Origin of the sequence: Aeromonas sp. s4, assembly GCF_040907855.1 — a bacterium.
Classification (GTDB): domain Bacteria; phylum Pseudomonadota; class Gammaproteobacteria; order Enterobacterales; family Aeromonadaceae; genus Aeromonas; species Aeromonas caviae.
Genome location: NZ_JBFOCP010000060.1, coordinates 25,673 through 48,069 on the forward strand (window position 1 = coordinate 25,673; position 22,397 = coordinate 48,069).

Below are 22,397 nucleotides of genomic sequence, written 5' to 3' on the forward strand. Positions count from 1 at the left end.
TCAGCCTCCCCCGCCGAAACTGGCCGCCAGGGTACCGACCGTCATGGACCAGCCATCCACCAGCACGAAGACCATCAACTTGAATGGCAGCGAGATGATGAGAGGGGAGAGCATCATCATCCCCATGGCCATCAACACGCTGGCGACCACCAGATCGATGACCAGAAAGGGGATGAACAGCATGAAACCTATCTGGAAGGCGGTGTTCAGCTCGCTCAGCACGAAGGCCGGCAACAGCACGCCGAACGGCACCTCGCTCTTGGCGAGGGTGGTCGGCTCTCCGGAGATGCGCAGCATCTGCTCGAGATCCGGCTCCCGGGTCTGGGCCAGCATGAATTGGCGCAGCGGTTTTTCGGCGCGGGCCAGCCCCTCCGTCAGGGTGATCTCGTTCTGGTCGTATGGCACAAAGGCGTTCTGGTACATCTCGGTCCAGACCGGCCTCATGATCACCAGGGTCAGGATCAGGCTGATGCCGATCAGCACCCGGTTGGGTGGGCTCTGCTGCAATCCCAGGGCCTGACGCAGGATGGCCAGCACTATGATGATCCGGGTAAAACTGGTCATCATCAGCAGTAGGGTCGGCAGCAGACCCAGCAGGGTCATGAAGAAGAGGATCTGCAGCTTGACGCTGTAGTCCTCTCCCCCTGCTTCGCTCGGCGATACCGAGAACAGCGTCATGTCCGCGCCCCAGCTCGGCAACGCCAGCAGGAGCAGGGCAACCAGCAGATAACGCATCAGTCGTTCATGCCGCCCAGCAATTTGGTGTCCACGACGTCCACCAGCCGCAGCCCGTATTTGCCGTTGACCACCACCACCTCGCCCCTGGCCAGCAGGCGCCCGTTGACGCGGACATCCAGCGGCTCGCCCGCCAGCTTGTCCAGCTCGATGACGGCCCCCTCTTCCACCTTCATCAGCTCGCCCAGCGCCACCTCGGTGCTGGCCACTTCCAGCGTCACCTTGACCGGAATGTGGTGAAAGAAGGAGAGATCCCGCTGCTTGGTACTGCTGGTCGGCGCCATGTAGTCGGCCGCACTCGGCATGCTGATGTCGTCCCCAAACAGCTGATCCAGGCCATCCAGATCCAGCGGGTCATTCATGTTGTGCTCGTTCACGATTCGACTACTCCTCTACCACTGTTGCGACCTGGTACACCAGGCTGCCTTTATGTTCGGCAATGCGTCCATTGAAACAGGGGCGCTGGCCGATCAGGGCCGGCACCACCTCGGGTAAATCCAGCGAGAGCACATCTCCCACCTTGAGGCATTCGAGATCCGCCAGCGTCATGGACATCTGCCCCATGACTACCCGCAGCCGCACCGGCACCTGGATCAGCGCCTCTTCCAGTTGCGCCACCTGCACACGCTGCCCTTCAGCGATACCGGGCGCCTCTTCGGGGGGCGCCAGCCAGAACTGCCAATCGTGCTGGCTGCCACCGGCCAGCATACTGGCCTGCGCCTTCCAGAGCGGGCCTGCGGGCAGGGCCTCCCGGGAGATCAGATTCAGCTGCCAGGAGAGGTCTCCCTGCCCCTGACAGGTCGACCAGATTTCCACCTGGTACTGGCACAGCCGCAGCAGCAGTCGCTGTTCTGTGTCGGTCAATCCCCTGCCATGAGGTGCCGTGGCCCCCTTGTGTTGCAGAGTGCCGCCGAAAAACAGCACGGCAAGCCGATAGATGACCGCAGGAGAGATGGAGAAAAAGGCGACACGCTGGGCATCCAGAGGAGTACGGGCTTCGACCCAGACCTGATGATCATCCTCCTCTTGCGGCAACGTAGAAGAAAAGTCCTGGTAACCCAGATCGCAATCCGCCGCATTGAACAACTGGGCCATGCAGCCCGACGCCTGCTGGGAAAAGACGCTCAGTTGGGTGTTGAGTTGCCTGAGACGGGCCTGGTTGGCCCTCTCGACCCCCAGCAAGTCATATTGAGGCAGGGCTCTGCCCCGCTCGGCACAGATCAACCGGGAAGGGGTGTGCATTACGCCGCTTGATGACATTACAAATCCACCTTTGCCATTTTCATCTCGTCCTGCTGCATGGAGACATGCCGGCTCCATGATCGATACCGATAGCCCAGACGACACAGAGCGACCGAAAGGGGCGAGAACTTTATTACAAAACCCCAAAAGGCGCCACGCGACCGCGTGACCAGCCGAAAATAAAAATCCCGGCACCAAAGGTGCCGGGATTTTGAGGTAATCACTTACCAGAAAGAGGTCGGAGTCGGCCTGTAAGCCGGGTTCTGTACCGGGTTGCCCCGGGTAGCAATCATTCCTCTAGGCCAGCAATCGCTCGCTGGCTCAAGCAACCTACCCGCCCCCAACGCGGGCCGCGCCAATAGGGGCCTATTTGGTCTTGCTTCGGGTGGAGTTTACCGTGCCACGAACTGTTGCCAGTCGCGCGGTGCGCTCTTACCGCACCCTTTCACCCTTACCTGATCCCTTGCGGGCCATCGGCGGTCTGCTCTCTGTTGCACTGGTCGTAGGCTCGCGCCCCCCAGGCGTTACCTGGCACCCTGCCCTGTGAAGCCCGGACTTTCCTCCCCTCCGCCCGTCTGTCCCGAGGGACACAACGACGAAGCAGCGATTGCCCAGCCAACTCCGAGGCGCGGATTATAGCCTCGCGAGACGGACGGGGTAAACCGTCAATTCCGGTTTACGGCAATTAATAGTGCTCGAGACCGTATTTGTAGAGGGCGTTCTTCTTCACCCCGTGGATCTCGGCGGTGAGGGCTGCAGCCTTCTTGAGGGGCAGCTCGCTGACCAGCAGGCCCAGGGTGCGGATCGCCTCCGCAGGCAACTCGTCATCCACCTTGCTGGCACCGGCGACCACCAGCACGATCTCCCCGCGGCAACGGTTATCGTCCTCTCCGAGCCAGGCCAGCATCTCGGAGGCGGGCAGACCGTGGATGGACTCGAAAGTCTTGGTCAGCTCGCGGCACACCACCACCTGGCGCTCGCCAAGGATGCGAGCAATCGCTTCCACGGTATCCTGCACCCGGCGCGGCGATTCGTAGAACACCAGAGAGCGGGTGTCTTCGATGACGGCTTGCAGGCGATCATCCCGCCCCTTGGCCTTGGCCGGCAGGAAACCCTCGAAGGCGAAGCGGTCGGTGGGCAGCCCGGCGGCGGACAGCGCCGTGATGGCAGCGCAGGGACCGGGCAGCGGCACCACCTTGACCCCGGCTTCGCGACAACGGGTGACCAGGTGATAACCGGGGTCGCTGATGAGCGGCGTCCCCGCATCAGAGACCAGGGCCACGCTCTTGCCCTCCTTGATGCGGGCGATCAGCACATCCGCCTTTTGCTGCTCGTTGTGATCGTGCAGGGCAAAGGTCGGTACCGAGATCTGGTAGTGGCTGAGCAGGATCCCGGTATGCCGGGTATCCTCGGCGGCCACCAGATCGACGCCGCGCAGCACGTCCAGTGCTCGCTGGGTGATGTCGGCCAGATTGCCGATCGGAGTGGGGACTATATACAGGGTTGGGATGTCACTCATGGGAGCTCCGAGTGTCCCGACAATTGTGTCGCCATATTGGCCCGTTTACACTATGGAGAATTTCAACACTGGTCGGGGAATGAACTTGAACCGGGTTATAAAGCAGCTAAGTGTATCACGACTCTTCGGCATCCTACTCGCGGCAGTCCTGCTCGCCGCCTGTGCGTCGGAGCCCAATCAATCTTCCGGACAACCCGGCATGCCGTCAGCCTTCTCGGATCTGACCAAAAATGCCCAGTGGTATCTGGAGCAGGTGGATCCCGCCAAACCGGCAGAGGCCTTCGTGTGGCAGATGATGGCGGCGCGCAGCTATCTGGCGCTCGGCCAGGCCAAACCGGCTGCCGCCCTGTATCAGCAGTTGCAGAAGCAGGCGAAGAGCCCGGAGCAGCAGGCGCAGTTGCAACTGCTGCAGGCACACCTGCTGCTCGCCCAGGGCAACGCCAACCAGGCGCTGATCCTGCTGGAAGGCAAGCCGGATGTGGTGCTGGATGCCGATACCCAGAAGGACTGGTACCGCCAGCGCGTGGTGCTGCAGCTCGACATCAACAACAAGTTTGGTGCGGCCAAGTCGCTGATCCTGCTGGAACCTTATCTGGCCAAGAATGAGCTGGCCACCAATCACCAGCAGATCTGGTCACTGCTGAAAAGCATGACCCCCTCCACCCTGCAGGCGCTCGAAGAGGAGCCAGCTCCCGATGTGACCACCGGCTGGCTGCGTCTTGCGGCGCTGGTGAACGAATTCGGGGCACAGCCGAGCCAGCTGGCCCGCCAGCTTGCCGGCTGGAAGCAGAGCTTCCCTAACCACCCTGCCCAGAGCGACATGCCGGCCGGCCTTGGGGATCTCGCGATCACGGACAACGGTTCGCTGCAGCAGATCGCCGTCTTCCTGCCGCTCTCCGGCAACCTGGAAGCCCAGGGCGCCGCCATCCGCAACGGCATGTTGATGTCCTACAAGGAAAATCAGAGCCAGTTCACCCTGAACTTCTATGATACCCAGGGCAAGGCGATGGGGGACCTCTACAAGCAGGCCATTCAGGAAGGGGCCAACATGATCATCGGCCCCCTGCTCAAGGATCAGGTGGAGGAGCTGCTCAAGTCGAATCCGACCGTGCCGGTGCTGGCGCTCAACGAGCTGGACAAGCCGATCGTCAACGACAACACCTACTATTTCTCACTCTCCGCCGCTGCCGATGCGAGCCAGGCGGCCCAGTACCTCTATGGTCAGGGCTACCGCAAGCCGCTGCTGATCGCGGCACAAGGCCGGATTGGCTACAGCAGTATCAAGGCGTTTGAGCAGGCCTGGGCCGGCGTCAGCCAGGAGAAGCCCGTGGTTGCCACCTTCGGGGCGCGCAACGAAGTGCAGGGCATGGTCAAGAACGCTCTGAGCGGCCGTTCCACCGCACGAGCCGGGGAGATTGTCCAGCTGTCCGATGCCGCGCCGCGCAGCATCGACGCCGTCTATGTGGTGGCCAACAGCTTGGAGACCCGGATGATCAAGCCCTATGTGGACATCTCGGTCAATCCCATGGGCAGCCTGCCCATCTACAGCAGCTCGCGGGGATACGACGGCGGGACGACCGAGGTGGCATCCGAGCTCAACGGCATGCATATCTCCGACATGCCACTGCTGCTGGGTGGCTTCGAGACGCAGCGTGAACAGATTGCCCTGCTCTGGCCCCAGACCCAGGGCGACCTGCTGCGCTTGTTCGCCCTCGGCTACGATGCCGTCAGCCTGGCAGGCAACCTGCCGCAAATGCGCAAGGTCAATGCCATGCAGCAACCCGGCATGAGCGGCCAGCTGAGCGTGGATCCCCAGGGCAACATAGTGCGCATGCTGGACTGGGCCACCTACCAGAATGGCAAGCTGGTCAGCGACAGCGCCGCCCCCCAGCTGGAGGATGCGACTCATGAAGAGGCTACTGACACAACTTCACCAGCAGTGGTTGAACCTGTTGCCGTCGGCAGCGACGAGCAAGGGACAACACTTTGAACAAATAGCGGAGCGCTGGTTGCAGGCCCGCGGCCTGCAACCCGTGACCCGCAACTACCGCTGTCGTGGCGGCGAGATCGATCTCATCATGCGCCAGGGGGAGACCCTGGTGTTCGTTGAAGTGAGATATCGTGCCCACGCCACCCATGGCGGTGCAGCCAGCTCGGTCACCCGGCGCAAGCAGCACAAGATCGTGCTGGCCGCGCGCCACTATTTCAAGCAACATGCCATCAATGAGGCCAACCAGGCCTGTCGATTCGATGTGATCGCGTTCGAGGGCGACCAGCCAGACTGGATCCAGAACGCGTTTTAAGAGGACCCCATGACTGATCCCATCAAAGAGAATTACACCGAAAGCATCCAGACCAAGATAGCTGCCGCCGAAGCACTGCCGGATGCCATCCATACGGCAGCCCAGATGCTGACCATCTGCCTGCTCAATGGCCACAAGGTGATGGCATGTGGCAATGGTCCCTCCTCGGCATTGGCACAGCTGTTCATTTCCGAACTGGTGAACTGCTATGAAACTCCTCGCCCCTCCCTGCCCGGTCTCGCCCTGACGCCCGACATGGCGACCATCAGCGCCATCGCCACGGATCACGGTTTCGAAGAGGTCTATGCCAAACAGATACGTGCTCTGGGACAACCAGGCGACATCCTGGTGGTCATCACCACGACAGGCAACAGCCGCAGCCTGATCAAGGCTGCGGAGGCCGCCCTCTCCCGCGACATGACCATCATTGTTCTCGGTGGCGGAGACGGGGGAGAGATCGCCGGTCTGCTGGGCCCCAATGACGTGGAGATCCGCGTTCCTTCCGCTCGCCGTCCTCGTATTCTGGAAGTGAACCTGTTGACCCTGCACTGTCTCTGTGATCTCATCGACCAGACACTTTTCCCGCAACAGGAAGACTGAAACCATGAAGAAGCCTATTCTCGCTCTTGCCCTGCTGACCGGCGTCCTGCTGCTGCAAGGCTGTGCTGCCGTGGTGGTCGGTGGCGCGGCTGGCACCGCCAAGGCGAGCGGCGATCGCCGCACCCTGGGTGCCCAGTGGGACGATCAGACCATAGAGCTGAAAGCCGCCAACCTGTTGGCCGACAACAAGCCCCTGAGCGCCGCCAGCAAGATCAGTGTCTACAGCAACAACGGCCGTGTGCTGCTGGTGGGTCAGACACCCTCTGACGCTTACAAACAGGAAGCGGGCAGAATCGTGAGCCGGATTGAAGGGGTTCGCCATGTCTACAACGAGCTGCGCCTTGGCAAACCAGTCAGTATCGGCGTGCGCAGCAATGACACCTGGATCACCTCCAAGGTGCGGGCCGACATGCTGGGCACCAAGAACTTCGACAGCGCCAAGGTGAAGGTTGTCACCGAGAATGGCGAGGTATTCCTCATTGGGCTGGTCACCCGCCAGGAAGGGGATCAGGCCGTAGAAATCGCCCGCCACGTCAGTGGCGTTAAGCAGGTGATCAAAGCCTTCGAGTTTGCCCAGAATTGACCATCTGGCAGGATGAAAAAACGCAGCCTTCAGGCTGCGTTTTTTATTTGATGACTTTCAGGGTCGGGCGACCGCTCGGGCGTGGTGGTTCCGGCTCGGGGTCAACCGACGTTGGTGTCTGTGCCTGTTCCAGCCAGAGGTCATACCCGGGCTCCGGCGGGAACAGGGTCCCCACTCCGTTCTCCCTGGCATGGATGGCCAGTACGGCCGCCATGGGGATATAGACCTGCTGCGATACGCCACCGAAACGGGCGCTGAAGCTGACAGCGTCATTGTCCATGTGGAACTGGCCCACGGCCCGGGGGGCTATGTTCAGAACAATCTGGCCATCCTGCACGAACTGCATCGGTACCATCACATGGGGAATGTTGGCATTGACCACAAGATGGGGAGTCAGATCGTTATCCAGCAACCAGTCAAAAAACGCCCGCAGCAGATACGGGCGACTGGGTGTCATTGTCGGTTCCATGCTCATACGCCGGCACGGATCTCGCGCTCGGCCTCGGTCAGGGAAGCCTGGAAGGATTCACGCTCGAACAGGCGTACCATGTAAGCCTTCAGCTCTTTGGCGCCACGGCCGGTGAAATCGATGCCCAGGCTCGGCAGACGCCACAGCAACGGCGCCATGTAGCAGTCGACCAGACCGAACTCTTCGCTCATGAAGTAGGGCATCTCGCCGAAGATGGGGGCGATGGCCAGCAGGTTGTCGCGCAGCTCGGCACGGGCGGCTTCGGTATCGGTGCCCGCCATGATCTTGTCGGCCAGAGAGTACCAGTCTAGCTCGATGCGGTGCATCATCAGACGGCTGTTGCCGCGCGCGACCGGATAAACCGGCATCAGGGGCGGATGCGGGAAACGCTCGTCCAGATACTCCATGATGATGCGCGAGGTGTACAACGCCAGCTCGCGATCCACCAGAGTCGGTACAGTGTTGTACGGGTTCAGCTCGGCCAGCTCATCCGGCAGGTTGGCAGGATCAACCTGGCAGATATCCACGCTAACACCCTTCTCCGCCAGGACAATACGCACCTGATGGCTGAACATATCGTTGGCACCGGAAAACAGCGTCATTACCGAACGCTTATTGGCAGCTACAGCCATTGAACCCTCCCGTCATTAAAAAGCAGAAACGGCAATGAAGCATGTCTGTCTTCATTGCCGTGCGTCATATTACTCCGATCTGGTCGCTTAGTGAACGTCGCGCCAGAATTCCTTCTTCAACAGCACAGTGAAGATGAAGAAGATAGCGATGAATCCGAGTACCCAGAAGCCCATGCGTTCGCGCTCCTGCTGCACCGGCTCAGCCGAGTAGACCAAGAAGTTTACCAGATCCAGTACCGTCTGATCATATTCTTCGTTGTTCATTTCACCGTTGCCGTCAGATTTGATGCTGACGACTTGCTGCATCTCCACGCCATCCAGGGTGTGCGTCTTGAACTCGGCGCGGGGCGTCCCCTGCAACGGCTCCAGCACATGGGGCATACCCACGGACGGGAAGACGGCGTTGTTCACCCCGAATGGACGGGTCTCGTCCACGTAGAAGGAACGCAGATAGGTGTAGATCCAGTCTGCACCACGCACCCGGGCAACCAGGGTCAGGTCGGGGGGCGGCGCGCCGAACCAGCGCGCAGCATCCTTCTCGGACATGGCGCTCTTCATCAGATCGCCGATCTTGGCGCCGGTGAAGACCAGGTTCTCCTTCATCAGATCGTCCGGAATGCCAATGTCAGCCGCCACCCGGTTATAACGCTGGTACTGGGTGGAGTGACAGCCAGCACAGTAGTTCATGAAGGTGGCGGCCCCCCGTTGCAGGGATGCCTTGTCACTCAGATCGTACTCCGCCTTGTCGAGGGGGAAGCCACCGCCAGAGGCCAACACCAGACCAGGCAGCAGGGCCAGCACTGCAAAAATTATTCTTTTCATTTGAATGTCACCCTCTCCGGCAGCGGCTTGGTGTTCTCATTCTTGCTGTAGAAGAACAACAGGACGAAGAATCCGAAATAACCCAGAGTACAGAGCTGTGCAATCAGCGTCAGGGTCGGGGTTGATGGCAGCACGCCCAGCACCCCCAGGATAATGAAGCAGACCACGAACTGGGCGATGTTCAGCTTGTGCAGGGTGCTGCGGTAACGCACCGAGCGCACCTTGCAGCGATCCAGCCAGGGCAACAGGAACAGCACCACGATGGAGAGGCCCATCATGATGACCCCCAGGAGCTTGTCAGGCACCGCACGCAGGATGGCGTAGAAGGGGGTGAAGTACCAGACCGGAGCGATATGCGCCGGCGTCTTCAGGCCATTGGCCACCTCAAAGTTCGGTTTCTCGAGGAAATAGCCCCACATGTCCGGCTTGAAGAAGATGATGGCACAGAAAAAGAACAGGAAACCGGCTACCCCGATCATGTCCTTCACGGTGAAATAGGGGTGGAACGCGACCGCATCCAGTGGCCAGCCGTTCTCGTCCTTGTGCTTCTTGATGTCGATGCCATCGGGGTTGTTGGAGCCCACCTCGTGCAGCGCCAGGATATGCATGGCCACCAGCATCACCAGCACCAGCGGCAGAGCGATGACGTGCAGCGCAAAGAAGCGGTTCAGGGTCGCACCCGAGATGACATAGTCCCCCCGGATCCACAGGGTCAGATCGTCACCGATAACGGGGATGGCACCGAACAGCGAGATGATGACCTGGGCCCCCCAGAACGACATCTGCCCCCAGGGCAGCAGGTAACCCATGAAGGCCTCGGCCATCAGTACCAGGAAGATCAGCATGCCGAAGATCCACAGCAGTTCCCGTGGCTTCTGGTAAGAGCCGTAGATCATGCCGCGGAACATGTGCAGGTAGACCACGATGAAGAAGGCGGATGCCCCGGTGGAGTGCATGTAACGCAGCAGCCAGCCGTAATCCACATCCCGCATGATGTATTCCACGGAAGCGAAGGCACCTTCCGCCGAGGGGTTGTAGTTCATGGTCAGCCAGATGCCGGTGATGATCTGGTTGACCAGCACCAACATGGCAAGCGAGCCGAAGAAGTACCAGAAGTTCAGGTTCTTGGGCGCCGGATACTTGGCCATATGGTCGTTGTACATGGCCGTGAGCGGGAAACGATCATCGATCCAGCCCATGAGTTTGGCAAACATGGTCAGGCCTCCTTGCCATCGGCACCGACCAGAATGGTGGTGTCGCTAAGAAATTGGTATGGCGGAATGACCAGGTTCAGCGGTGCGGGGACGCCCTGGAACACTCGACCAGCCATGTCGAATTTGGAGCCATGGCAGGGGCAGAAGAAGCCGGAAGTTACCCCTTGAACCTGCTCGCCGAAGCTGTCGGGCAGATAGGAAGGGGAGCATCCCAGATGAGTGCAGATGCCAACGGCCACGAAGATTTCCGGTTTGATGGATCTGTAGCCATTGTGGGCATAGTCCGGTTGCTGTGGCTCGTCTGACGCAGGATCCCGCAGCTTGTCATCGTGTGCAGCCAGAGCATCCAGCGTCTGCTTGGTGCGCTTCACCACCCAGACCGGTTTACCACGCCACTCGACGCGGATTAGCTGACCCGGCTCCAGCTTGCTGATATCCACTTCAACCGGGGCGCCTGCCGCCTTGGCTTTGGCACTCGGATTCCATGACTTAATAAACGGCACTGCGGTAAAAGCAGCTCCTACACCGCCAACGGCAACCGTTGACCAGGTAAGAAATCTGCGGCGACCGGTATCAACTGGCGCATTGCTCATCCAAAAACTCTCCCATGTGGACTCCGCTCATTCTTATAGTGTCCCTGTTTACTTCTCCTCTCCCTCTGACAACTGCGATGGAAGCGGAGTGGCAATTGACACAGAAAGACCATGGAAATTTTAAAGAAAAGATAACAATTTGACAAGAAAGGGAGTCGATGGGCAAAAACAATAAATACACAATTTTTTGTCTTTTGTGACGTATGCTTAGCATTGTCACATGTAACATTACCAATAAAAAAAGCCTGGCAAATTGCCAGGCTTTTTTGACACTCCTGAGAGTGCGTACCAAAAGCGAATTAACGCTTGGAGTACTGCGGACGCTTACGCGCTTTGTGCAGACCGACTTTCTTACGCTCAACCTTACGGGCATCACGAGTAACAAAGCCAGCTTTACGCAGTTCGGAACGCAGGGTCTCGTCGTACTGCATCAGAGCACGAGTGATACCGTGGCGGATCGCACCAGCTTGACCGGAGATGCCACCACCGTTAACGGTAATGTACAGATCCAGTTTCTCGGTCATCTCGACCAGTTCCAGCGGCTGACGAACTACCATGCGGGCAGTCGGACGGCCGAAGTATTGCTCCAGGGAGCGCTGGTTGATTACGATTTTACCGCTACCCGCTTTGATGAATACGCGAGCAGTGGAGCTTTTGCGACGGCCGGTACCGTAGTATTGATTTTCTGCCATGTTGCCAGTTCCCGTTAGATATCCAGTACTTGAGGTTGCTGAGCAGCATGAGCGTGCTCTGCGCCTGCGTAAACTTTCAGCTTACGGAACATGGCACGGCCCAGCGGGCCCTTCGGCAGCATGCCCTTGACGGCAGCTTCGATTACCATTTCCGGCTTACGCTGAATCAGCTTGTCGAAGCTGATGGACTTGATACCACCCGGGAAACCGGAGTGAGCGTGGTACATTTTGTCGGTAAATTTCTTACCGGTTACGTGTACCTTCTCAGCGTTTACAACGATGATGTAGTCACCGGTGTCAACGTGCGGAGTGTACTCGGCTTTGTGCTTACCACGCAGACGAGCAGCGATCTCGGTTGCGATACGACCCAGAGTTTTACCTTCTGCGTCCACAATGTACCAGTCACGTTTTACGGTTTCTGGCTTGGCAACGAAAGTTTTCATTAAGTTAAACCCAATTACCTGTTACAGACCCAATTGCTTATGGGGGCTCTCCCACAAACAACAAACGATGGCCTACCTGTACCCCTTCGAATACAAGTAAAGCTTAAAGTGTTGCTGTCTTATCGACAGCTGTAACGTGGGCCGGGCGATTATAAGTGAAGTTGCCTTAAATATCACCTGCTAATTTCACTGCCATGAAGCTAGCAAATGTCGCCCGGCCCTACCTGCCGCAGATGCCCATCCGACTGGCAGGCGCGGTATTGTGACTAAGGAAGGTGCACTCTGGCAAGGTATTCGTGCGATTGCATCTCCTGAAGCCTTGAAAGGCAACGCTTGAATTCGAAATTCAGCAGGCCTTCGCCATAGAGCCCGGTCATGGGGACCGCCGCCGATATGATGAGCTTGACGTGCCGCTCATAAAACTCGTCCACCATGGCGATGAAGCGGCGGGCCGCGTCATCCGTGCCGCTGCCCATGGGTTGCACATTGGCCAGCAGGACGGTGTGGAACTCACGGGCCAGTTCGATGTAGTCGCCCTGGGAGCGTGGAGTACAGCACAGCTGTTCAAACTCCATATAAAGCACCCCTTCCCCCACGCCCAGTGCACTCAGTTGGCGATGGTTGACTTCCAGTGCGGCGGCAGTCACCGGCCCAATCCCGGTCAACTGGCTGAAATAACGATCCAGGTTGCTCCTGGCCTGCTCATCCAGCGGGAAGTGATAGATCTCTGCCTGTTCCAGGGTTCGCAGCCGGTAATCGACACCGCCATCGACATTGATCACCTCGCAGTGACGCTCGATAAGCGCGATAGCAGGCAGGAAGCGAGCACGCTGCAACCCGTTGCGGTAGAGATCCTGAGGGGGGATGTTGGATGTGGCCACCAGCACTACGCCATGGCCAAAGAGTTCCTGGAACAGAGTGCCGAGCAGCATGGCATCCGTGATATCCGAGACGAAAAACTCGTCGAAACAGATGACGTCGGTCTCGTCGGTCAGCTTGCGGGCGATCAGCTTGAGCGGATCGGACTGACCGGTCAGCCCTTTGAGCTCATCGTGCACCCGGTGCATGAAACGGTGGAAGTGGATGCGCAGTTTGCGCTCCCCCGGCAGGCTCTCAAAAAAAGTATCCATCAGCCAGGTCTTGCCTCTGCCCACACCGCCCCACATATATAACCCCTGGACGGGGTCACGGGTTTTCGGCTTTTGCAGCCAACCCAGCAGGCCACGGGATCTGGTCGGAGTCGGGCTTGCGCACAGATCCTGATAGAGTCGCTCCAGGCGGGCGACTGCCATGGCCTGGGCCGGATCGGCCACAAAGCCGGGGCGCTGCAAATCCTGCTGATATTTTTGCTGCGGGGTCATCCTGTAAACCGCCTCCAAGTCCCTGAATGAGGGACAAAATGGTATCACGCTCTCGGGGGGCACGGTATAGTGCCAACGAGGCGTTGCGGTCCATCCGACCGCTTCAAATTCATCGTGTTAGCTGTAACAAGGAGCTTCTATGACTCTGTTTAACGGGATCCTGCTGGCGATCGCCGCCCTGATCATCGGCGTGCTGATCGGCCGCTTCTCTGTCCGTAGCCGGGATGCCGGACGCCTGGAACAGGAGCTGAAAAAAGCCCACAAGGAGCTGGAAAGCTACCAGGGGCAGATCACCACCCACTTCGCCGACAGCGCCGCCCTGATGGAGCAACTGGCCGAACAGTACCAGACCCTTTATCGCCACATGGCGGAACAGAGCAAGTTCCTGGCCAAGGTACAGGAACCACTGTTCCGCGAACCCGAAGTGGAAGAAACAGGCGATGCCGCCAACAGCGAGGAGCCGGGCCTTCCTCCCCGCGATTACGCCGGTGCGTCCGGTCTGCTCAAGCAGCCGGGCTGATCGTCGGTTGAACTAATTACGCTTTATCGTGGTCAGACCTTGACGATTGCACTGCAACTTTTTCTGGGAGCTGTTTCTCATATGCGTAAATCTCTTTCTGTATTCAGTGTCTTAGCCCTCAGTGTCGGTATCGCCATGTCCTCAGCACCGGCGCAGGCCGCACTGCCCCTGATGGCGAACAACCAGGAGATGCCGAGCCTGGCCCCCGTCCTCGAGCAGGTGACCCCTGCCGTGGTCAACATCTCCGTCTCTGGCAAGAAGATCACCCGCCAGCGCCTGCCGGAACAATTCCGCTTCTTCTTCGGCCCCAACATGCCTGACGAGCAGGTGAGCGAGCAGCCCTTCCAGGCGCTTGGTTCCGGCGTCATCATCGATGCCAAGAAAGGCTACGTGATCACCAACGCCCACGTGGTCCACGAGGCGGACGAGATCAAGGTCAACCTGAAGGATGGCCGTGAGTATGCGGCCAAGAAAATAGGTGAAGACAAACAGTCGGATATCGCCCTGCTGCAAATCAAGGCCGAGGATCTGGTGCAGATCAAGTTCGCCGACTCCGACGAGCTGAGAGTCGGTGACTACGCGCTGGCCATCGGCAACCCGTTCGGCCTGGGCCAGACCGTCACCTCCGGCATTGTCAGCGCCCTGGGTCGCAGCGGCCTCAACATCGAAAATCTGGAGAACTTCATCCAGACCGATGCGGCCATCAACTCCGGCAACTCGGGCGGCGCCCTGCTCAACCTGCGCGGGGAGCTGATCGGCATCAACACCGCCATTCTGGGCCCCAACGGCGGCAACATCGGCATCGGCTTTGCCATCCCGTCCAACATGGTGCGCGATCTCTCCGAGCAGATCGTGAAATACGGCGAAGTACGCCGTGGCCAGCTGGGGATCACCGGCACCGAGCTCACCAGCGAAATCGCCAAGACCTTCGGCTACAACAAGAAGGACGGCGCCTTCGTCAACCAGGTCATGCCTGACTCCGCCGCCGCCAAGGCAGGCATCAAGGCAGGCGACATCATCATCAGCATCGATGGCAAGCCCATCCGCTCCTTCGGCGAGCTGCGTGCCAAAATCGCCACCATGGGGGCCGACAAGCAGGTCTCGCTCGGCCTCATCCGTGACGGCAAGGAGCAGACCGTCAAGGTCACCCTGAAGAAAGCGGATGACAGCGAGATCCTGGCCAGCGCCCTGCATCCGGCACTGGAAGGGGCCAAGCTGAGCACCACCACAGACCCCGTGACCGGCGTGGCCGTCTCCGACATCGATCCCCGCTCACCGGCAGCCGCCTCCGGCCTGCAAAAGGGCGACATCATCATCGGGGTCAACCGCCAGCGCATCAACTCCATGGGAGAACTGACCAAGGTGTTGAAAAACAAGCCGGAAGTCCTGGCGCTGAACATCCAGCGCGGTGACTCCTCGCTCTATTTGGTGATCCGTTAAGCCCCTCACACCCGCGGCAACCGCCGCGGGTGATTTTTATCCATCGATAATGTTATTCTCTGCCCGCAGCCTGTACGGACGAGAAAGACATGAAAATCCCACCACTGATCAGCTACTTGGGCAAGTCCGTCGGCTTTGGCCTCGCCATGGCTGCGCTTTTGTTGCTGGTGTTCCCCAATTTTCGCGGCGGCGCTCCCCTGCCGGGCCTCATCACCAACGCCCGCGAGCTGAGCTTCTCCTACGCGGCCCATCGCGCCGGCCCTGCCGTCGTCAACATCTACACCCGCAGCTTCGCCGGCAATCGCGGTGAAAAAGCCGAACTCAGACCCCAGGGGCTGGGGTCCGGCGTCATCATGAACCAGCGCGGTCACGTGCTCACCAACTATCACGTCATCGCCGATGCGGACCAGATCATCGTCGCCCTGCAAGATGGCCGGGTGTTCAGTGCAGAGCTGGTCGGCACCGACAAGCTGACCGATCTGGCGGTGCTCTACATCGAATCGGACAACCTGCCGGTGATCCCGCAGGACCCGGATCGTCTGCCGGACGTGGGAGACGTGGTGCTCGCCATCGGCAACCCCTACAACGTCGGCCAGACCATCACCCAGGGCATCATCAGCGCCACCGGGCGTATCGGCCTCTCCAGCATGGGGCCGGACAGCAATGGCAGACAGGATCTGCTGCAAACCGATGCCGCCATCAACGAGGGCAACTCCGGAGGCGCCCTGGTCAATGGCCGTGGCGATCTGGTGGGTATCAATACCGCCGCCTACCACCTCAACGGCAATCAGGAGAGCTATGGCATCAGTTTTGCCATCCCCTACAAGCTGGCCAAGCGCATCATGGACGAGCTGATCGCCAACGGTCGGGTCATCCGCGGCTACCTCGGCATCTCCAGCGTCGAGATCAATCCCATCGTCGCGCGCATGCTGAACCTGGGGGACTTGCAGGGGTTGGTGGTGGAGAGCCTGGATCCCAATGGCCCAGCCACCAAGGCCGGTCTCAAACGTGGGGATGTGCTGCTCAAGATCAACGGAGAGGCCATCACCGGCGTGCGTCCCGTCATGGACAAGATCGTCGAGAGCCGCCCCGGCACCAAGCTCACCATCTCGGTGATCCGCAACGGCAAGCCGCTGGACGTCGATGTCATCATCGAAGAGGACCTGCGCTACCAGAATCAGACCCTGCCGACCAGCAGTGCGGCACCCGCCACCTGAGGGGCGGATCCTCGCGGGGCCCGACAGGGCCCTTTTTTGTGCCCGCTTTCCTCCGGCGCCCACCTGTGCGTGAGACAGCTCACACATTGCGCCAATGAGCAATCGGGCGAAGGCGCCGTCAAAACGCGCCATCGATCACACTCCCTTGCCGCCAGTTCGCTCCTTTCCTCTTCCTGAACGCCAAAAGGGCTTCTTTTGATGCCTTTCCCTCCGGATTTCCACTTCGAATCGGAAAAAACCTGCCTCCTCCCGCACTCTCCTCCGCTTTATGGTGATCCCATCCTTTCTGCCAGCCTGGAGAGCAGACCTTGAACACCGACACCCATGACGCCCCCCTGACCCCGGACAGCCCGGCACTGCTGCGCAAGACCGACCTGACCCTGGCCCGCATTCACAACCTGCTGGCGGATCAGGGCATACGCCCCAACGACGTGCAGCAGCAGATGCTGGCCTCCCACGTCAAGGCCATGGTGTGGCGCTCCTACAGCGGGGAGTCCCTGCCGGAGGTCGACCTCAGCCTGTTCGAGGAGATCTCCCCCCTCTCCCTACGCCTGGCAGAGCAGGTCGTCGCCTGGCTCGACCGCCTCGCCTACGAGGAGGCGCACCTCTTGTCTGTCCATTTTGAAGTGGCCAAAGAAAACGAACTCAGCTCAGTAAAAGGAGAAAGCTAAATGACTGCCATCAAACTCGTGATTGGAGATCGTCTCGGCAAGGGTCAGAAAGTGGGGGCAGGCGCAGAAGCCGCCGGCGCCACCGTGACCGTCATCCCCGGCATGGCCGCCGACATGAAACTCGGTGATGTGATGAACAAGGAGCAGGCCGACCTTGGCATCTCCTTCTGCGGCAGCGGTGGCGCGGGCGCCATCACGGCCCAGACCAAGTACGGCTACAAGTGCCGCTACGGCATGCGATCCATCGAAGAGGGTGTCACCGCCATCAACGAGGGGTGCGTGGTACTGGGCTTCGGCTTCATGGACAAGGAAGAGCTGGGCCAGAAGCTGATCGAAGCCTTCGCCAAGAAACACGGGCGCACCTGATGAAAGAACACTTCACCACCCGGATCACGGTCAACGGCAAGGGGGCGACTCGCCAGCAGGCGTTCGCTGCAGCCCTCAGCCAGGTGCAACCCAGCCTGCTCAAGGAGAGCCCCAAGGTGATGCTGCGCATCGAACCCCTCGAGGTCGAGGTGCTCGAGGCCGAGGAGTCGGTACGGGTGGAGAAGTTCCTGTTCTTCTTCCTGCCACGCCAGCGCCACGAGTTCCGGGTCCGGCTGGCGATCACCGTCAAGGTCACCAGCCTGGATGTCGACAAGGTGGATTTCACCCGGGCCTGACCCCACAACCAAAAGGACAAGTTGGATGTTTCTAATCATTTTGATGAAGTCACTCATCATCGGCGGCCTGGTAGGCGTCGGGGTGGGGGCTGGCGCGGCGCGGATGTTCCACGCCCCGACCGTGCAGGGGATGGGCGCGTTCCGTACCCTGGGCGAGCTCAACTCCTGCGAAGGGGACCCCGCCTCCCACTTCTCGTTCGGTCTGGGCTTCTTCTTCAACGCCTGGGCCTCCACGGTCGCGGCCGGCGCCTTCACTCAGGACGTGGATCACCGCATCCTGCCGAACTGGGGTGCAGCGGCCCTGATGATCAAGAACCGGGATCTCGCCACCACCCTCCATGATCCCAAAAAGATGGCCATCGCCTGCGGCATCATTGGTGCCATCGTAGTCGCCTTCCTCAACAGCACGGCCGCCGCCGTACCTGCCGCCCTGCAGGTGACCGCGGTCAAGGTGCTGGTGCCCGCCGCCAACCTGCTGGTCAACACCGTCATGCCGGTGATCTTCTGGCTGGCCGCCATCGAGGCAGGCAAGAAGTCCGGCTTCTGGGCCACCATCTTCGGCGGTCTGGCCCAGCTCATCATGGGCAATGCGGTACCAGGCCTGGTGCTTGGCATCCTGATCGGCAAGGGGGTGGAAGAGAGCGGCTGGAACCACGTCACCAAGGTGATGATGAGTGCCATCGTCCTGCTGTTCGTGCTGAGCGGCTTCTTCCGCGGCTTTGACATGAAACTCATTGAATCCTTCCACCTGGGCGTTCCCCTGTGGCTGGAAAACGTCCACAACCTCATGAGCGGAAAATAAGGAAGCACACCATGGATGAGAAACTGAGAAACAACTTCTGGTATGCCGACTGGTCCTTCCCCATCTTTGTCGGTCTGCTCTCTTCCGGCGTCTTCGCCGGTACCCACATGTTCTACCTCTACGGGGTCGGCGCCTTCAACGAGGTGGCCTTCGTTGCCATGCTCAAGGCCGGCATGGACACGGGGGCCTATGGTGCAGTCGCCGCCTTCGGTGCCAGCTTCCTGTTCGCCCGCATCATCGAGGGCTCCCTGGTGGGGATCCTCGACATCGGCGGCGCCATCCAGACCGGAGTCGGCCTCGGAGTGCCCGCCCTGCTGCTGGGGGCCGGCATCATCTATCCGGTGGAAAACTTCACCGCTTCCCTGATCACCGGCATGGGGATTGGGATGGCCATCGGCTACGTGATCATCCTGGCGCGCAAGTTCACCATCAACCAGAGCAACTCCACCTACGGGGCGGACGTCATGATGGGGGCTGGCAACAGCTCCGGCCGCTTCCTCGGTCCCCTCATCATCCTCTCCGCCATGGGCGCCTCCATTCCCATCGGGATAGGCTCCCTGCTGGGTGCCCTGCTGTTTTACATTTGGGAGAAGCCCATCACGGGTGGCGCCATTCTGGGGGCCATGCTGTTCGGGACCTTCTTCCCCATCGCCCTGGCTTAATCCAAGGCCGTCTCTTCGGCGGCATTCAAGAACCTGTTTGCGCTCTGCCGCGAAAGGTCGTCAGCAAGGTGAAGAGCAGTGCAGGGGCCGGAGACGTGAGAACTCCTGGTTACAACTACGCGAGCAGCACATGAGCCTTGGAAGCGGCCTCGCAGTAAGAGCGCAAGCAGGTTCCAAGAGGGATATCAGCATGTACGACATGATCATCAGGGCGGGACGCCTGGGAAACGGGCAGCTGGTCGACGTCGCCATCAAGCATGGCAAGATAGCGGCGCTGGGTGCGCTGCCAGAGAGCACGGAGGCGAAGCAAACCCTCACTCTGGGCGGGCAGGTCCATGTGAGCGCCGGCTGGATCGACGGCCACACCCACTGCTACCCCGCCTCCCCCCTCTATCACGATGAGCCGGACAAGGTGGGGGTGGCGTCCGGCGTCACCACCGTCATCGACGCCGGCAGCACCGGAGCCGACGATGTGGACGACTTCCAGCGTCTCGCCGCCACCTGCAAGACCCGGGTGCACGCCCTGCTCAACATCTCACGCATCGGCCTGCTGCGTCAGAACGAGCTGGCGGATCCGGCAGACATCGATCCCGCCCTCGCCCAGGCGGCCATCCGGCGCCATCCCGGCTTCATCGTCGGCATCAAGGCGCGCATGAGCGGCAGCGTGGTGGGTGAAAGCGGTCTGCAACCCCTGCGCATGGCCAAGCAGATCCAGCAGGCCAATGGCAACCTGCCACTGATGGTGCACGTGGGCAACACGCCGCCGGATCTGGACGAGATCGTCGCCCTGCTGGGGGAGGGCGATCTGCTGACCCACTGCTTCAACGGCAAGCCCAACCGCATCCTGACCCCGGCGGGTGAACTGCGCCAGGCGGTGCGCGAGGCGATGCGGCGGGGACTCTTGCTCGACATCGGCCACGGTGGCGCCAGCTTCAGCTTCGAAGTGGCGGAGCTGGCCATTGCCCAGGGCATCCTGCCCCACACCATCAGTTCAGACATCTACTGCAAGAACCGCATCAAGGGGCCCGTCTACAGCCTTGCACACGTGATGTCGAAGTTCTTCGCCATCGGCATGACCCTGGAGCAGGTGCTCGCCTGCGTCACTCACCAGGCCGCCGATGCCCTGCGCCTGCCCGGCAAGGGGCGACTCGAGGTGGGCGCCGATGCAGACATCACCCTGTTCGAGGTGAGCTGCGGCCCCACTCTCTTTACCGATACCGAGGCCGGCACCCGCAACGGTGACCGGCAACTGCTCCCTCTCGCCGCCCTGGTGGGCGGCGAACTGGTTCTGACTCACTACGGGAAATCACACCATGCCTTCTGTGTATGAGAAATACCGGCTCAAACCGGTGATCAACGCCTCCGGGCGCATGACCATCCTCGGCGTCTCCACCCCCGAGCAGGAGGTGGTCGATGCGGTCAACTTCGGCCTCGGCCACTACTTCGAGGTGAAGGATCTGGTCAACAAGACCGGCGCCTACCTGGCCGATCTGCTGGGCGTTGAAGATGCGGTGGTGGTCTCCTGCGCCAGCGCCGGCATCGCCCAGTCGGTGGCCGCCGTGATAGTGCGCGGCGACCCCTATCGCCTCGAGCAGTTGCATGCTCATGCCCACGACGTGCCGAGCGACATCGTGCTGCCCAAGGGCCACAACGTGAACTTTGGTGCCCCCGTCGGCACCATGGTCAACCTGGGGGGCGGCAGGGTGGTGGAGGCAGGCTACGCCAACGAGTGCTCACCCGCCCAGCTGGCCGCCGCCATCCATGCCAATACCGCCGCCATCCTCTACATCAAGTCCCACCACTGCGTGCAGAAGAGCATTCTGTCGGTGACCGAGGCGGCCGAGGTGGCCAAGGCCCACGGGATCCCGCTCATCGTCGATGCAGCGGCCGAAGAGGATCTGCGTCTCTACTACAACCAGGGTGCAGATCTGGTCATCTACAGCGGCGCCAAGGCCATCGAAGGGCCCACCAGCGGCCTGGTGCTCGGCAGGCGTCAGTATGTTGAGTGGGTCAAGCAGCAGGCCAACGGCATCGGCCGTGCCATGAAGGTGGGCAAGGAGGGGATCCTCGGCCTGACCCACGCCATCGAGCGCTACCTGGCCAAAGAGAAGGAGAGCGGCACCGCCATGGTCGCCAAGATGACCCCCTTCATCGAGCGCCTCAACCAGCTGCCCGGCGTCAGCGCCAAGGTGGTGTGGGACAGCGCGGGGCGCGACATCGCCCGCACCGACATCGCCTTCGACCACCAGCAGATCGGCATGACCACGGTGGAAGTGGTCTCCCGTCTGCAACAGGGTACCCCCGCCATCTACTGCCGCGGCTACAAGGCCAACGAGGGGCACATCGAGATAGACGTGCGCAGCGTCACCCTGCCCCAGCTCGACCAGATCCACTCCGCCATTGCCCACCTCGCTCAGGAGAACAACTGATGTCTCTTACCCCCAATTACTACCGCGATCGGGTCTGCCTCAACGTGCTGGCAGGTTCCAAAGAGAATGCCGTCGACATTTATGAGGCTGCCGAGGGCCACGTCCTGGTCGGTGTGCTCTCCAAGAACTACCCGGACATCCCCTCTGCCGTCGCCGACATGCAGGCCTACGCCAAGCTTATCGACAACGCCCTCTCCATCGGACTGGGAGCAGGTGATCCGCGCCAGTCCGCCATGGTGGCCGAGCTGGCCCGCCAGTTGCAGCCTCAGCACGTCAATCAGGTGTTCACCGGGGTCGGGGCCAGCCGGGCGCTGCTCGGTCAAGCTGACACCCTCGTCAATGGCCTTGTCTCCCCCACCGGCACGCCGGGGATGGTGAAGATCTCCACCGGCCCCCTGAGTAGCCAGCAGCCTGACGGCATCGTCCCCATCGATACCGCCATTGCCCTGCTCAAGGACATGGGGGGCAGCTCGGTCAAGTTCTTCCCCATGGGGGGACTCGCCTGCCGTGCCGAGTATCAGGCAGTGGCCGAGGCCTGTGTCCGCCACGGCTTCTGGCTGGAGCCCACCGGCGGCATCGATCTTGAGAACTTCGAGGAGATAGTGCGGATCGCGCTGGAGGCAGGAGTCGAGAAGGTGATCCCCCATGTCTACAGCTCCATCATCGACAGCGAGAGCGGCCAGACCCGGCCGGAGGATGTGCGTACCCTCCTCGCCATGGTGAAGGCACTGCTGGCATAGCAACCCCACAGGCACCGGTCCGATCACTGGGCGGTGCCTGGCTTGT

27 protein-coding genes and 1 other RNA gene are annotated in these 22,397 nt (G+C 60.6%); 15 read left to right on the forward strand and 13 right to left on the reverse strand.

The window, feature by feature from the left end:
* The 5 genes from fliP to rsmI all read right to left on the reverse strand — a co-directional run bounded on the left by fliP (nt 1) and on the right by rsmI (nt 3,496).
* On the reverse strand, nt 1-735 hold the full coding sequence (gene fliP, locus AB5Y89_RS20510; protein WP_041211833.1) for a flagellar type III secretion system pore protein FliP: 735 nt from the start codon (nt 733-735) through the stop codon (nt 1-3).
* Nucleotides 735-1,112 (reverse strand): lateral flagellar motor switch protein LfiN, encoded by a 378-nt coding sequence (gene lfiN / locus AB5Y89_RS20515; RefSeq protein WP_041211834.1) that lies wholly within the window; start codon nt 1,110-1,112, stop codon nt 735-737. Before lfiN ends, fliP begins: the two co-directional genes overlap by 1 nt.
* A gap of 7 nt (nt 1,113-1,119) precedes the next feature.
* Nucleotides 1,120-1,995 carry a lateral flagellar motor switch protein LfiM gene (gene lfiM / locus AB5Y89_RS20520; protein ID WP_368224407.1) on the reverse strand — a complete coding sequence of 292 codons (876 nt, stop codon included), beginning with the start codon at nt 1,993-1,995 and terminating at the stop codon, nt 1,120-1,122.
* Between the two features lie 218 nt (nt 1,996-2,213).
* Nucleotides 2,214-2,600: RNase P RNA component class A (rnpB, locus tag AB5Y89_RS20525), an RNA gene on the reverse strand.
* Nucleotides 2,601-2,662: 62 nt separating this feature from the next.
* Nucleotides 2,663-3,496 (reverse strand): 16S rRNA (cytidine(1402)-2'-O)-methyltransferase, encoded by an 834-nt coding sequence (gene rsmI, locus AB5Y89_RS20530; RefSeq protein ID WP_336578937.1) that lies wholly within the window; start codon nt 3,494-3,496, stop codon nt 2,663-2,665.
* A gap of 199 nt (nt 3,497-3,695) precedes the next feature.
* Here rsmI and AB5Y89_RS20535 point away from each other — a divergent pair, with 199 nt between their 5' ends.
* From AB5Y89_RS20535 to dolP, 4 genes are read left to right on the forward strand one after another with little or no spacing between them, the layout of a single operon-like run.
* Nucleotides 3,696-5,486 carry a penicillin-binding protein activator gene (locus AB5Y89_RS20535; RefSeq protein WP_319911631.1) on the forward strand — a complete coding sequence of 597 codons (1,791 nt, stop codon included), beginning with the start codon at nt 3,696-3,698 and terminating at the stop codon, nt 5,484-5,486.
* Entirely contained in the window at nt 5,404-5,799 is a 396-nt protein-coding gene (locus AB5Y89_RS20540; RefSeq protein ID WP_049637187.1) for a YraN family protein, read from the forward strand. The genes AB5Y89_RS20535 and AB5Y89_RS20540 overlap by 83 nt, the downstream gene beginning before the upstream one ends.
* Nucleotides 5,800-5,808: 9 nt before the next feature.
* A complete protein-coding gene (locus AB5Y89_RS20545; RefSeq protein WP_010675848.1) occupies nt 5,809-6,399 on the forward strand; it encodes an SIS domain-containing protein in 591 nt (196 codons plus the stop codon).
* Nucleotides 6,400-6,403: 4 nt separating this feature from the next.
* The gene (gene dolP / locus AB5Y89_RS20550) at nt 6,404-6,982 is read left to right on the forward strand and encodes a division/outer membrane stress-associated lipid-binding lipoprotein (protein ID WP_010675849.1); all 579 of its coding nucleotides are present in this window, start codon (nt 6,404-6,406) and stop codon (nt 6,980-6,982) included.
* Nucleotides 6,983-7,025: 43 nt separating this feature from the next.
* Here the strand turns inward: dolP and AB5Y89_RS20555 are convergent, their stop codons facing one another.
* The 8 genes from AB5Y89_RS20555 to zapE form a co-directional block, all read right to left on the reverse strand.
* A complete protein-coding gene (locus AB5Y89_RS20555) occupies nt 7,026-7,457 on the reverse strand; it encodes a ClpXP protease specificity-enhancing factor (protein ID WP_029314842.1) in 432 nt (143 codons plus the stop codon).
* A complete protein-coding gene (gene sspA, locus AB5Y89_RS20560; protein WP_039040485.1) occupies nt 7,454-8,083 on the reverse strand; it encodes a stringent starvation protein SspA in 630 nt (209 codons plus the stop codon). Before sspA ends, AB5Y89_RS20555 begins: the two co-directional genes overlap by 4 nt.
* A gap of 87 nt (nt 8,084-8,170) precedes the next feature.
* Complete coding sequence (locus AB5Y89_RS20565; RefSeq protein ID WP_104454878.1) at nt 8,171-8,905, reverse strand: cytochrome c1; 735 nt, start codon at nt 8,903-8,905, stop codon at nt 8,171-8,173.
* Nucleotides 8,902-10,119: a cytochrome bc complex cytochrome b subunit gene (locus AB5Y89_RS20570; protein ID WP_010675853.1), complete on the reverse strand. Its 1,218-nt coding sequence runs from the start codon at nt 10,117-10,119 to the stop codon at nt 8,902-8,904. The genes AB5Y89_RS20565 and AB5Y89_RS20570 overlap by 4 nt, the downstream gene beginning before the upstream one ends.
* Before the next feature lie 2 nt (nt 10,120-10,121).
* Nucleotides 10,122-10,712, reverse strand: coding sequence for a ubiquinol-cytochrome c reductase iron-sulfur subunit (gene petA / locus AB5Y89_RS20575; protein WP_010675854.1), 591 nt, complete (start codon nt 10,710-10,712; stop codon nt 10,122-10,124).
* Between the two features lie 299 nt (nt 10,713-11,011).
* Nucleotides 11,012-11,404 carry a 30S ribosomal protein S9 gene (rpsI, locus tag AB5Y89_RS20580; RefSeq protein WP_005336286.1) on the reverse strand — a complete coding sequence of 131 codons (393 nt, stop codon included), beginning with the start codon at nt 11,402-11,404 and terminating at the stop codon, nt 11,012-11,014.
* A 14-nt stretch (nt 11,405-11,418) separates the two neighbouring features.
* On the reverse strand, nt 11,419-11,847 hold the full coding sequence (gene rplM, locus AB5Y89_RS20585) for a 50S ribosomal protein L13 (protein WP_005336289.1): 429 nt from the start codon (nt 11,845-11,847) through the stop codon (nt 11,419-11,421).
* Nucleotides 11,848-12,113: 266 nt separating this feature from the next.
* Nucleotides 12,114-13,208, reverse strand: coding sequence for a cell division protein ZapE (zapE, locus tag AB5Y89_RS20590; protein ID WP_368224410.1), 1,095 nt, complete (start codon nt 13,206-13,208; stop codon nt 12,114-12,116).
* A gap of 139 nt (nt 13,209-13,347) precedes the next feature.
* Between zapE and AB5Y89_RS20595 the strand changes: the two genes are divergently transcribed.
* The 11 genes from AB5Y89_RS20595 (at nt 13,348) to AB5Y89_RS20645 (ending at nt 22,351) form a co-directional block, all read left to right on the forward strand.
* Nucleotides 13,348-13,728 carry a YhcB family protein gene (locus AB5Y89_RS20595; RefSeq protein ID WP_010675856.1) on the forward strand — a complete coding sequence of 127 codons (381 nt, stop codon included), beginning with the start codon at nt 13,348-13,350 and terminating at the stop codon, nt 13,726-13,728.
* An 81-nt stretch (nt 13,729-13,809) separates the two neighbouring features.
* Entirely contained in the window at nt 13,810-15,168 is a 1,359-nt protein-coding gene (locus AB5Y89_RS20600) for a Do family serine endopeptidase (RefSeq protein WP_042015057.1), read from the forward strand.
* 89 nt (nt 15,169-15,257) lie between these two features.
* Nucleotides 15,258-16,385, forward strand: a complete 1,128-nt coding sequence (degS, locus tag AB5Y89_RS20605; RefSeq protein WP_010675858.1) for an outer membrane-stress sensor serine endopeptidase DegS — start codon at nt 15,258-15,260, stop codon at nt 16,383-16,385.
* Nucleotides 16,386-16,693: 308 nt separating this feature from the next.
* On the forward strand, nt 16,694-17,056 hold the full coding sequence (locus tag AB5Y89_RS20610) for a transcriptional regulator (RefSeq protein ID WP_010675859.1): 363 nt from the start codon (nt 16,694-16,696) through the stop codon (nt 17,054-17,056).
* Entirely contained in the window at nt 17,057-17,422 is a 366-nt protein-coding gene (locus AB5Y89_RS20615; RefSeq protein ID WP_049637185.1) for an SFCGS family glycine-rich protein, read from the forward strand.
* Nucleotides 17,422-17,718, forward strand: coding sequence for a DUF4312 family protein (locus tag AB5Y89_RS20620; protein WP_041211841.1), 297 nt, complete (start codon nt 17,422-17,424; stop codon nt 17,716-17,718). The genes AB5Y89_RS20615 and AB5Y89_RS20620 overlap by 1 nt, the downstream gene beginning before the upstream one ends.
* Nucleotides 17,719-17,743: 25 nt before the next feature.
* A complete protein-coding gene (locus AB5Y89_RS20625; protein ID WP_010675862.1) occupies nt 17,744-18,520 on the forward strand; it encodes a DUF4311 domain-containing protein in 777 nt (258 codons plus the stop codon).
* 11 nt (nt 18,521-18,531) lie between these two features.
* A complete protein-coding gene (locus tag AB5Y89_RS20630) occupies nt 18,532-19,182 on the forward strand; it encodes a DUF4310 family protein (protein ID WP_041214029.1) in 651 nt (216 codons plus the stop codon).
* A gap of 190 nt (nt 19,183-19,372) precedes the next feature.
* Nucleotides 19,373-20,512, forward strand: a complete 1,140-nt coding sequence (locus AB5Y89_RS20635) for an amidohydrolase/deacetylase family metallohydrolase (RefSeq protein WP_368224412.1) — start codon at nt 19,373-19,375, stop codon at nt 20,510-20,512.
* Nucleotides 20,496-21,611 carry a DgaE family pyridoxal phosphate-dependent ammonia lyase gene (locus AB5Y89_RS20640; protein WP_368224414.1) on the forward strand — a complete coding sequence of 372 codons (1,116 nt, stop codon included), beginning with the start codon at nt 20,496-20,498 and terminating at the stop codon, nt 21,609-21,611. Before AB5Y89_RS20635 ends, AB5Y89_RS20640 begins: the two co-directional genes overlap by 17 nt.
* Nucleotides 21,611-22,351 (forward strand): KDGP aldolase family protein, encoded by a 741-nt coding sequence (locus tag AB5Y89_RS20645; RefSeq protein WP_270821474.1) that lies wholly within the window; start codon nt 21,611-21,613, stop codon nt 22,349-22,351. The genes AB5Y89_RS20640 and AB5Y89_RS20645 overlap by 1 nt, the downstream gene beginning before the upstream one ends.
* Nucleotides 22,352-22,397: the final 46 nt, after the last annotated feature.

Coding starts and splice junctions, on each gene's coding strand:
- AB5Y89_RS20640 (WP_368224414.1), top strand. CDS start 20,496: ATGCCTTCTGTGTATGAGAAATACCGGCTCAAACCGGTGATCAACGCC.
- AB5Y89_RS20645 (WP_270821474.1), top strand. CDS start 21,611: ATGTCTCTTACCCCCAATTACTACCGCGATCGGGTCTGCCTCAACGTG.
- rsmI (WP_336578937.1), bottom strand. CDS start 3,496: ATGAGTGACATCCCAACCCTGTATATAGTCCCCACTCCGATCGGCAAT.
- AB5Y89_RS20620 (WP_041211841.1), top strand. CDS start 17,422: ATGAAAGAACACTTCACCACCCGGATCACGGTCAACGGCAAGGGGGCG.
- AB5Y89_RS20565 (WP_104454878.1), bottom strand. CDS start 8,905: ATGAAAAGAATAATTTTTGCAGTGCTGGCCCTGCTGCCTGGTCTGGTG.
- fliP (WP_041211833.1), bottom strand. CDS start 735: ATGCGTTATCTGCTGGTTGCCCTGCTCCTGCTGGCGTTGCCGAGCTGG.
- rpsI (WP_005336286.1), bottom strand. CDS start 11,404: ATGGCAGAAAATCAATACTACGGTACCGGCCGTCGCAAAAGCTCCACT.
- AB5Y89_RS20625 (WP_010675862.1), top strand. CDS start 17,744: ATGTTTCTAATCATTTTGATGAAGTCACTCATCATCGGCGGCCTGGTA.
- dolP (WP_010675849.1), top strand. CDS start 6,404: ATGAAGAAGCCTATTCTCGCTCTTGCCCTGCTGACCGGCGTCCTGCTG.
- AB5Y89_RS20595 (WP_010675856.1), top strand. CDS start 13,348: ATGACTCTGTTTAACGGGATCCTGCTGGCGATCGCCGCCCTGATCATC.
- AB5Y89_RS20555 (WP_029314842.1), bottom strand. CDS start 7,457: ATGAGCATGGAACCGACAATGACACCCAGTCGCCCGTATCTGCTGCGG.
- AB5Y89_RS20630 (WP_041214029.1), top strand. CDS start 18,532: ATGGATGAGAAACTGAGAAACAACTTCTGGTATGCCGACTGGTCCTTC.
- petA (WP_010675854.1), bottom strand. CDS start 10,712: ATGAGCAATGCGCCAGTTGATACCGGTCGCCGCAGATTTCTTACCTGG.
- AB5Y89_RS20600 (WP_042015057.1), top strand. CDS start 13,810: ATGCGTAAATCTCTTTCTGTATTCAGTGTCTTAGCCCTCAGTGTCGGT.
- sspA (WP_039040485.1), bottom strand. CDS start 8,083: ATGGCTGTAGCTGCCAATAAGCGTTCGGTAATGACGCTGTTTTCCGGT.
- rplM (WP_005336289.1), bottom strand. CDS start 11,847: ATGAAAACTTTCGTTGCCAAGCCAGAAACCGTAAAACGTGACTGGTAC.
- lfiM (WP_368224407.1), bottom strand. CDS start 1,995: ATGTCATCAAGCGGCGTAATGCACACCCCTTCCCGGTTGATCTGTGCC.
- AB5Y89_RS20540 (WP_049637187.1), top strand. CDS start 5,404: ATGAAGAGGCTACTGACACAACTTCACCAGCAGTGGTTGAACCTGTTG.
- degS (WP_010675858.1), top strand. CDS start 15,258: ATGAAAATCCCACCACTGATCAGCTACTTGGGCAAGTCCGTCGGCTTT.
- AB5Y89_RS20535 (WP_319911631.1), top strand. CDS start 3,696: ATGCCGTCAGCCTTCTCGGATCTGACCAAAAATGCCCAGTGGTATCTG.
- AB5Y89_RS20570 (WP_010675853.1), bottom strand. CDS start 10,119: ATGTTTGCCAAACTCATGGGCTGGATCGATGATCGTTTCCCGCTCACG.
- AB5Y89_RS20615 (WP_049637185.1), top strand. CDS start 17,057: ATGACTGCCATCAAACTCGTGATTGGAGATCGTCTCGGCAAGGGTCAG.
- AB5Y89_RS20545 (WP_010675848.1), top strand. CDS start 5,809: ATGACTGATCCCATCAAAGAGAATTACACCGAAAGCATCCAGACCAAG.
- AB5Y89_RS20635 (WP_368224412.1), top strand. CDS start 19,373: ATGTACGACATGATCATCAGGGCGGGACGCCTGGGAAACGGGCAGCTG.
- zapE (WP_368224410.1), bottom strand. CDS start 13,208: ATGACCCCGCAGCAAAAATATCAGCAGGATTTGCAGCGCCCCGGCTTT.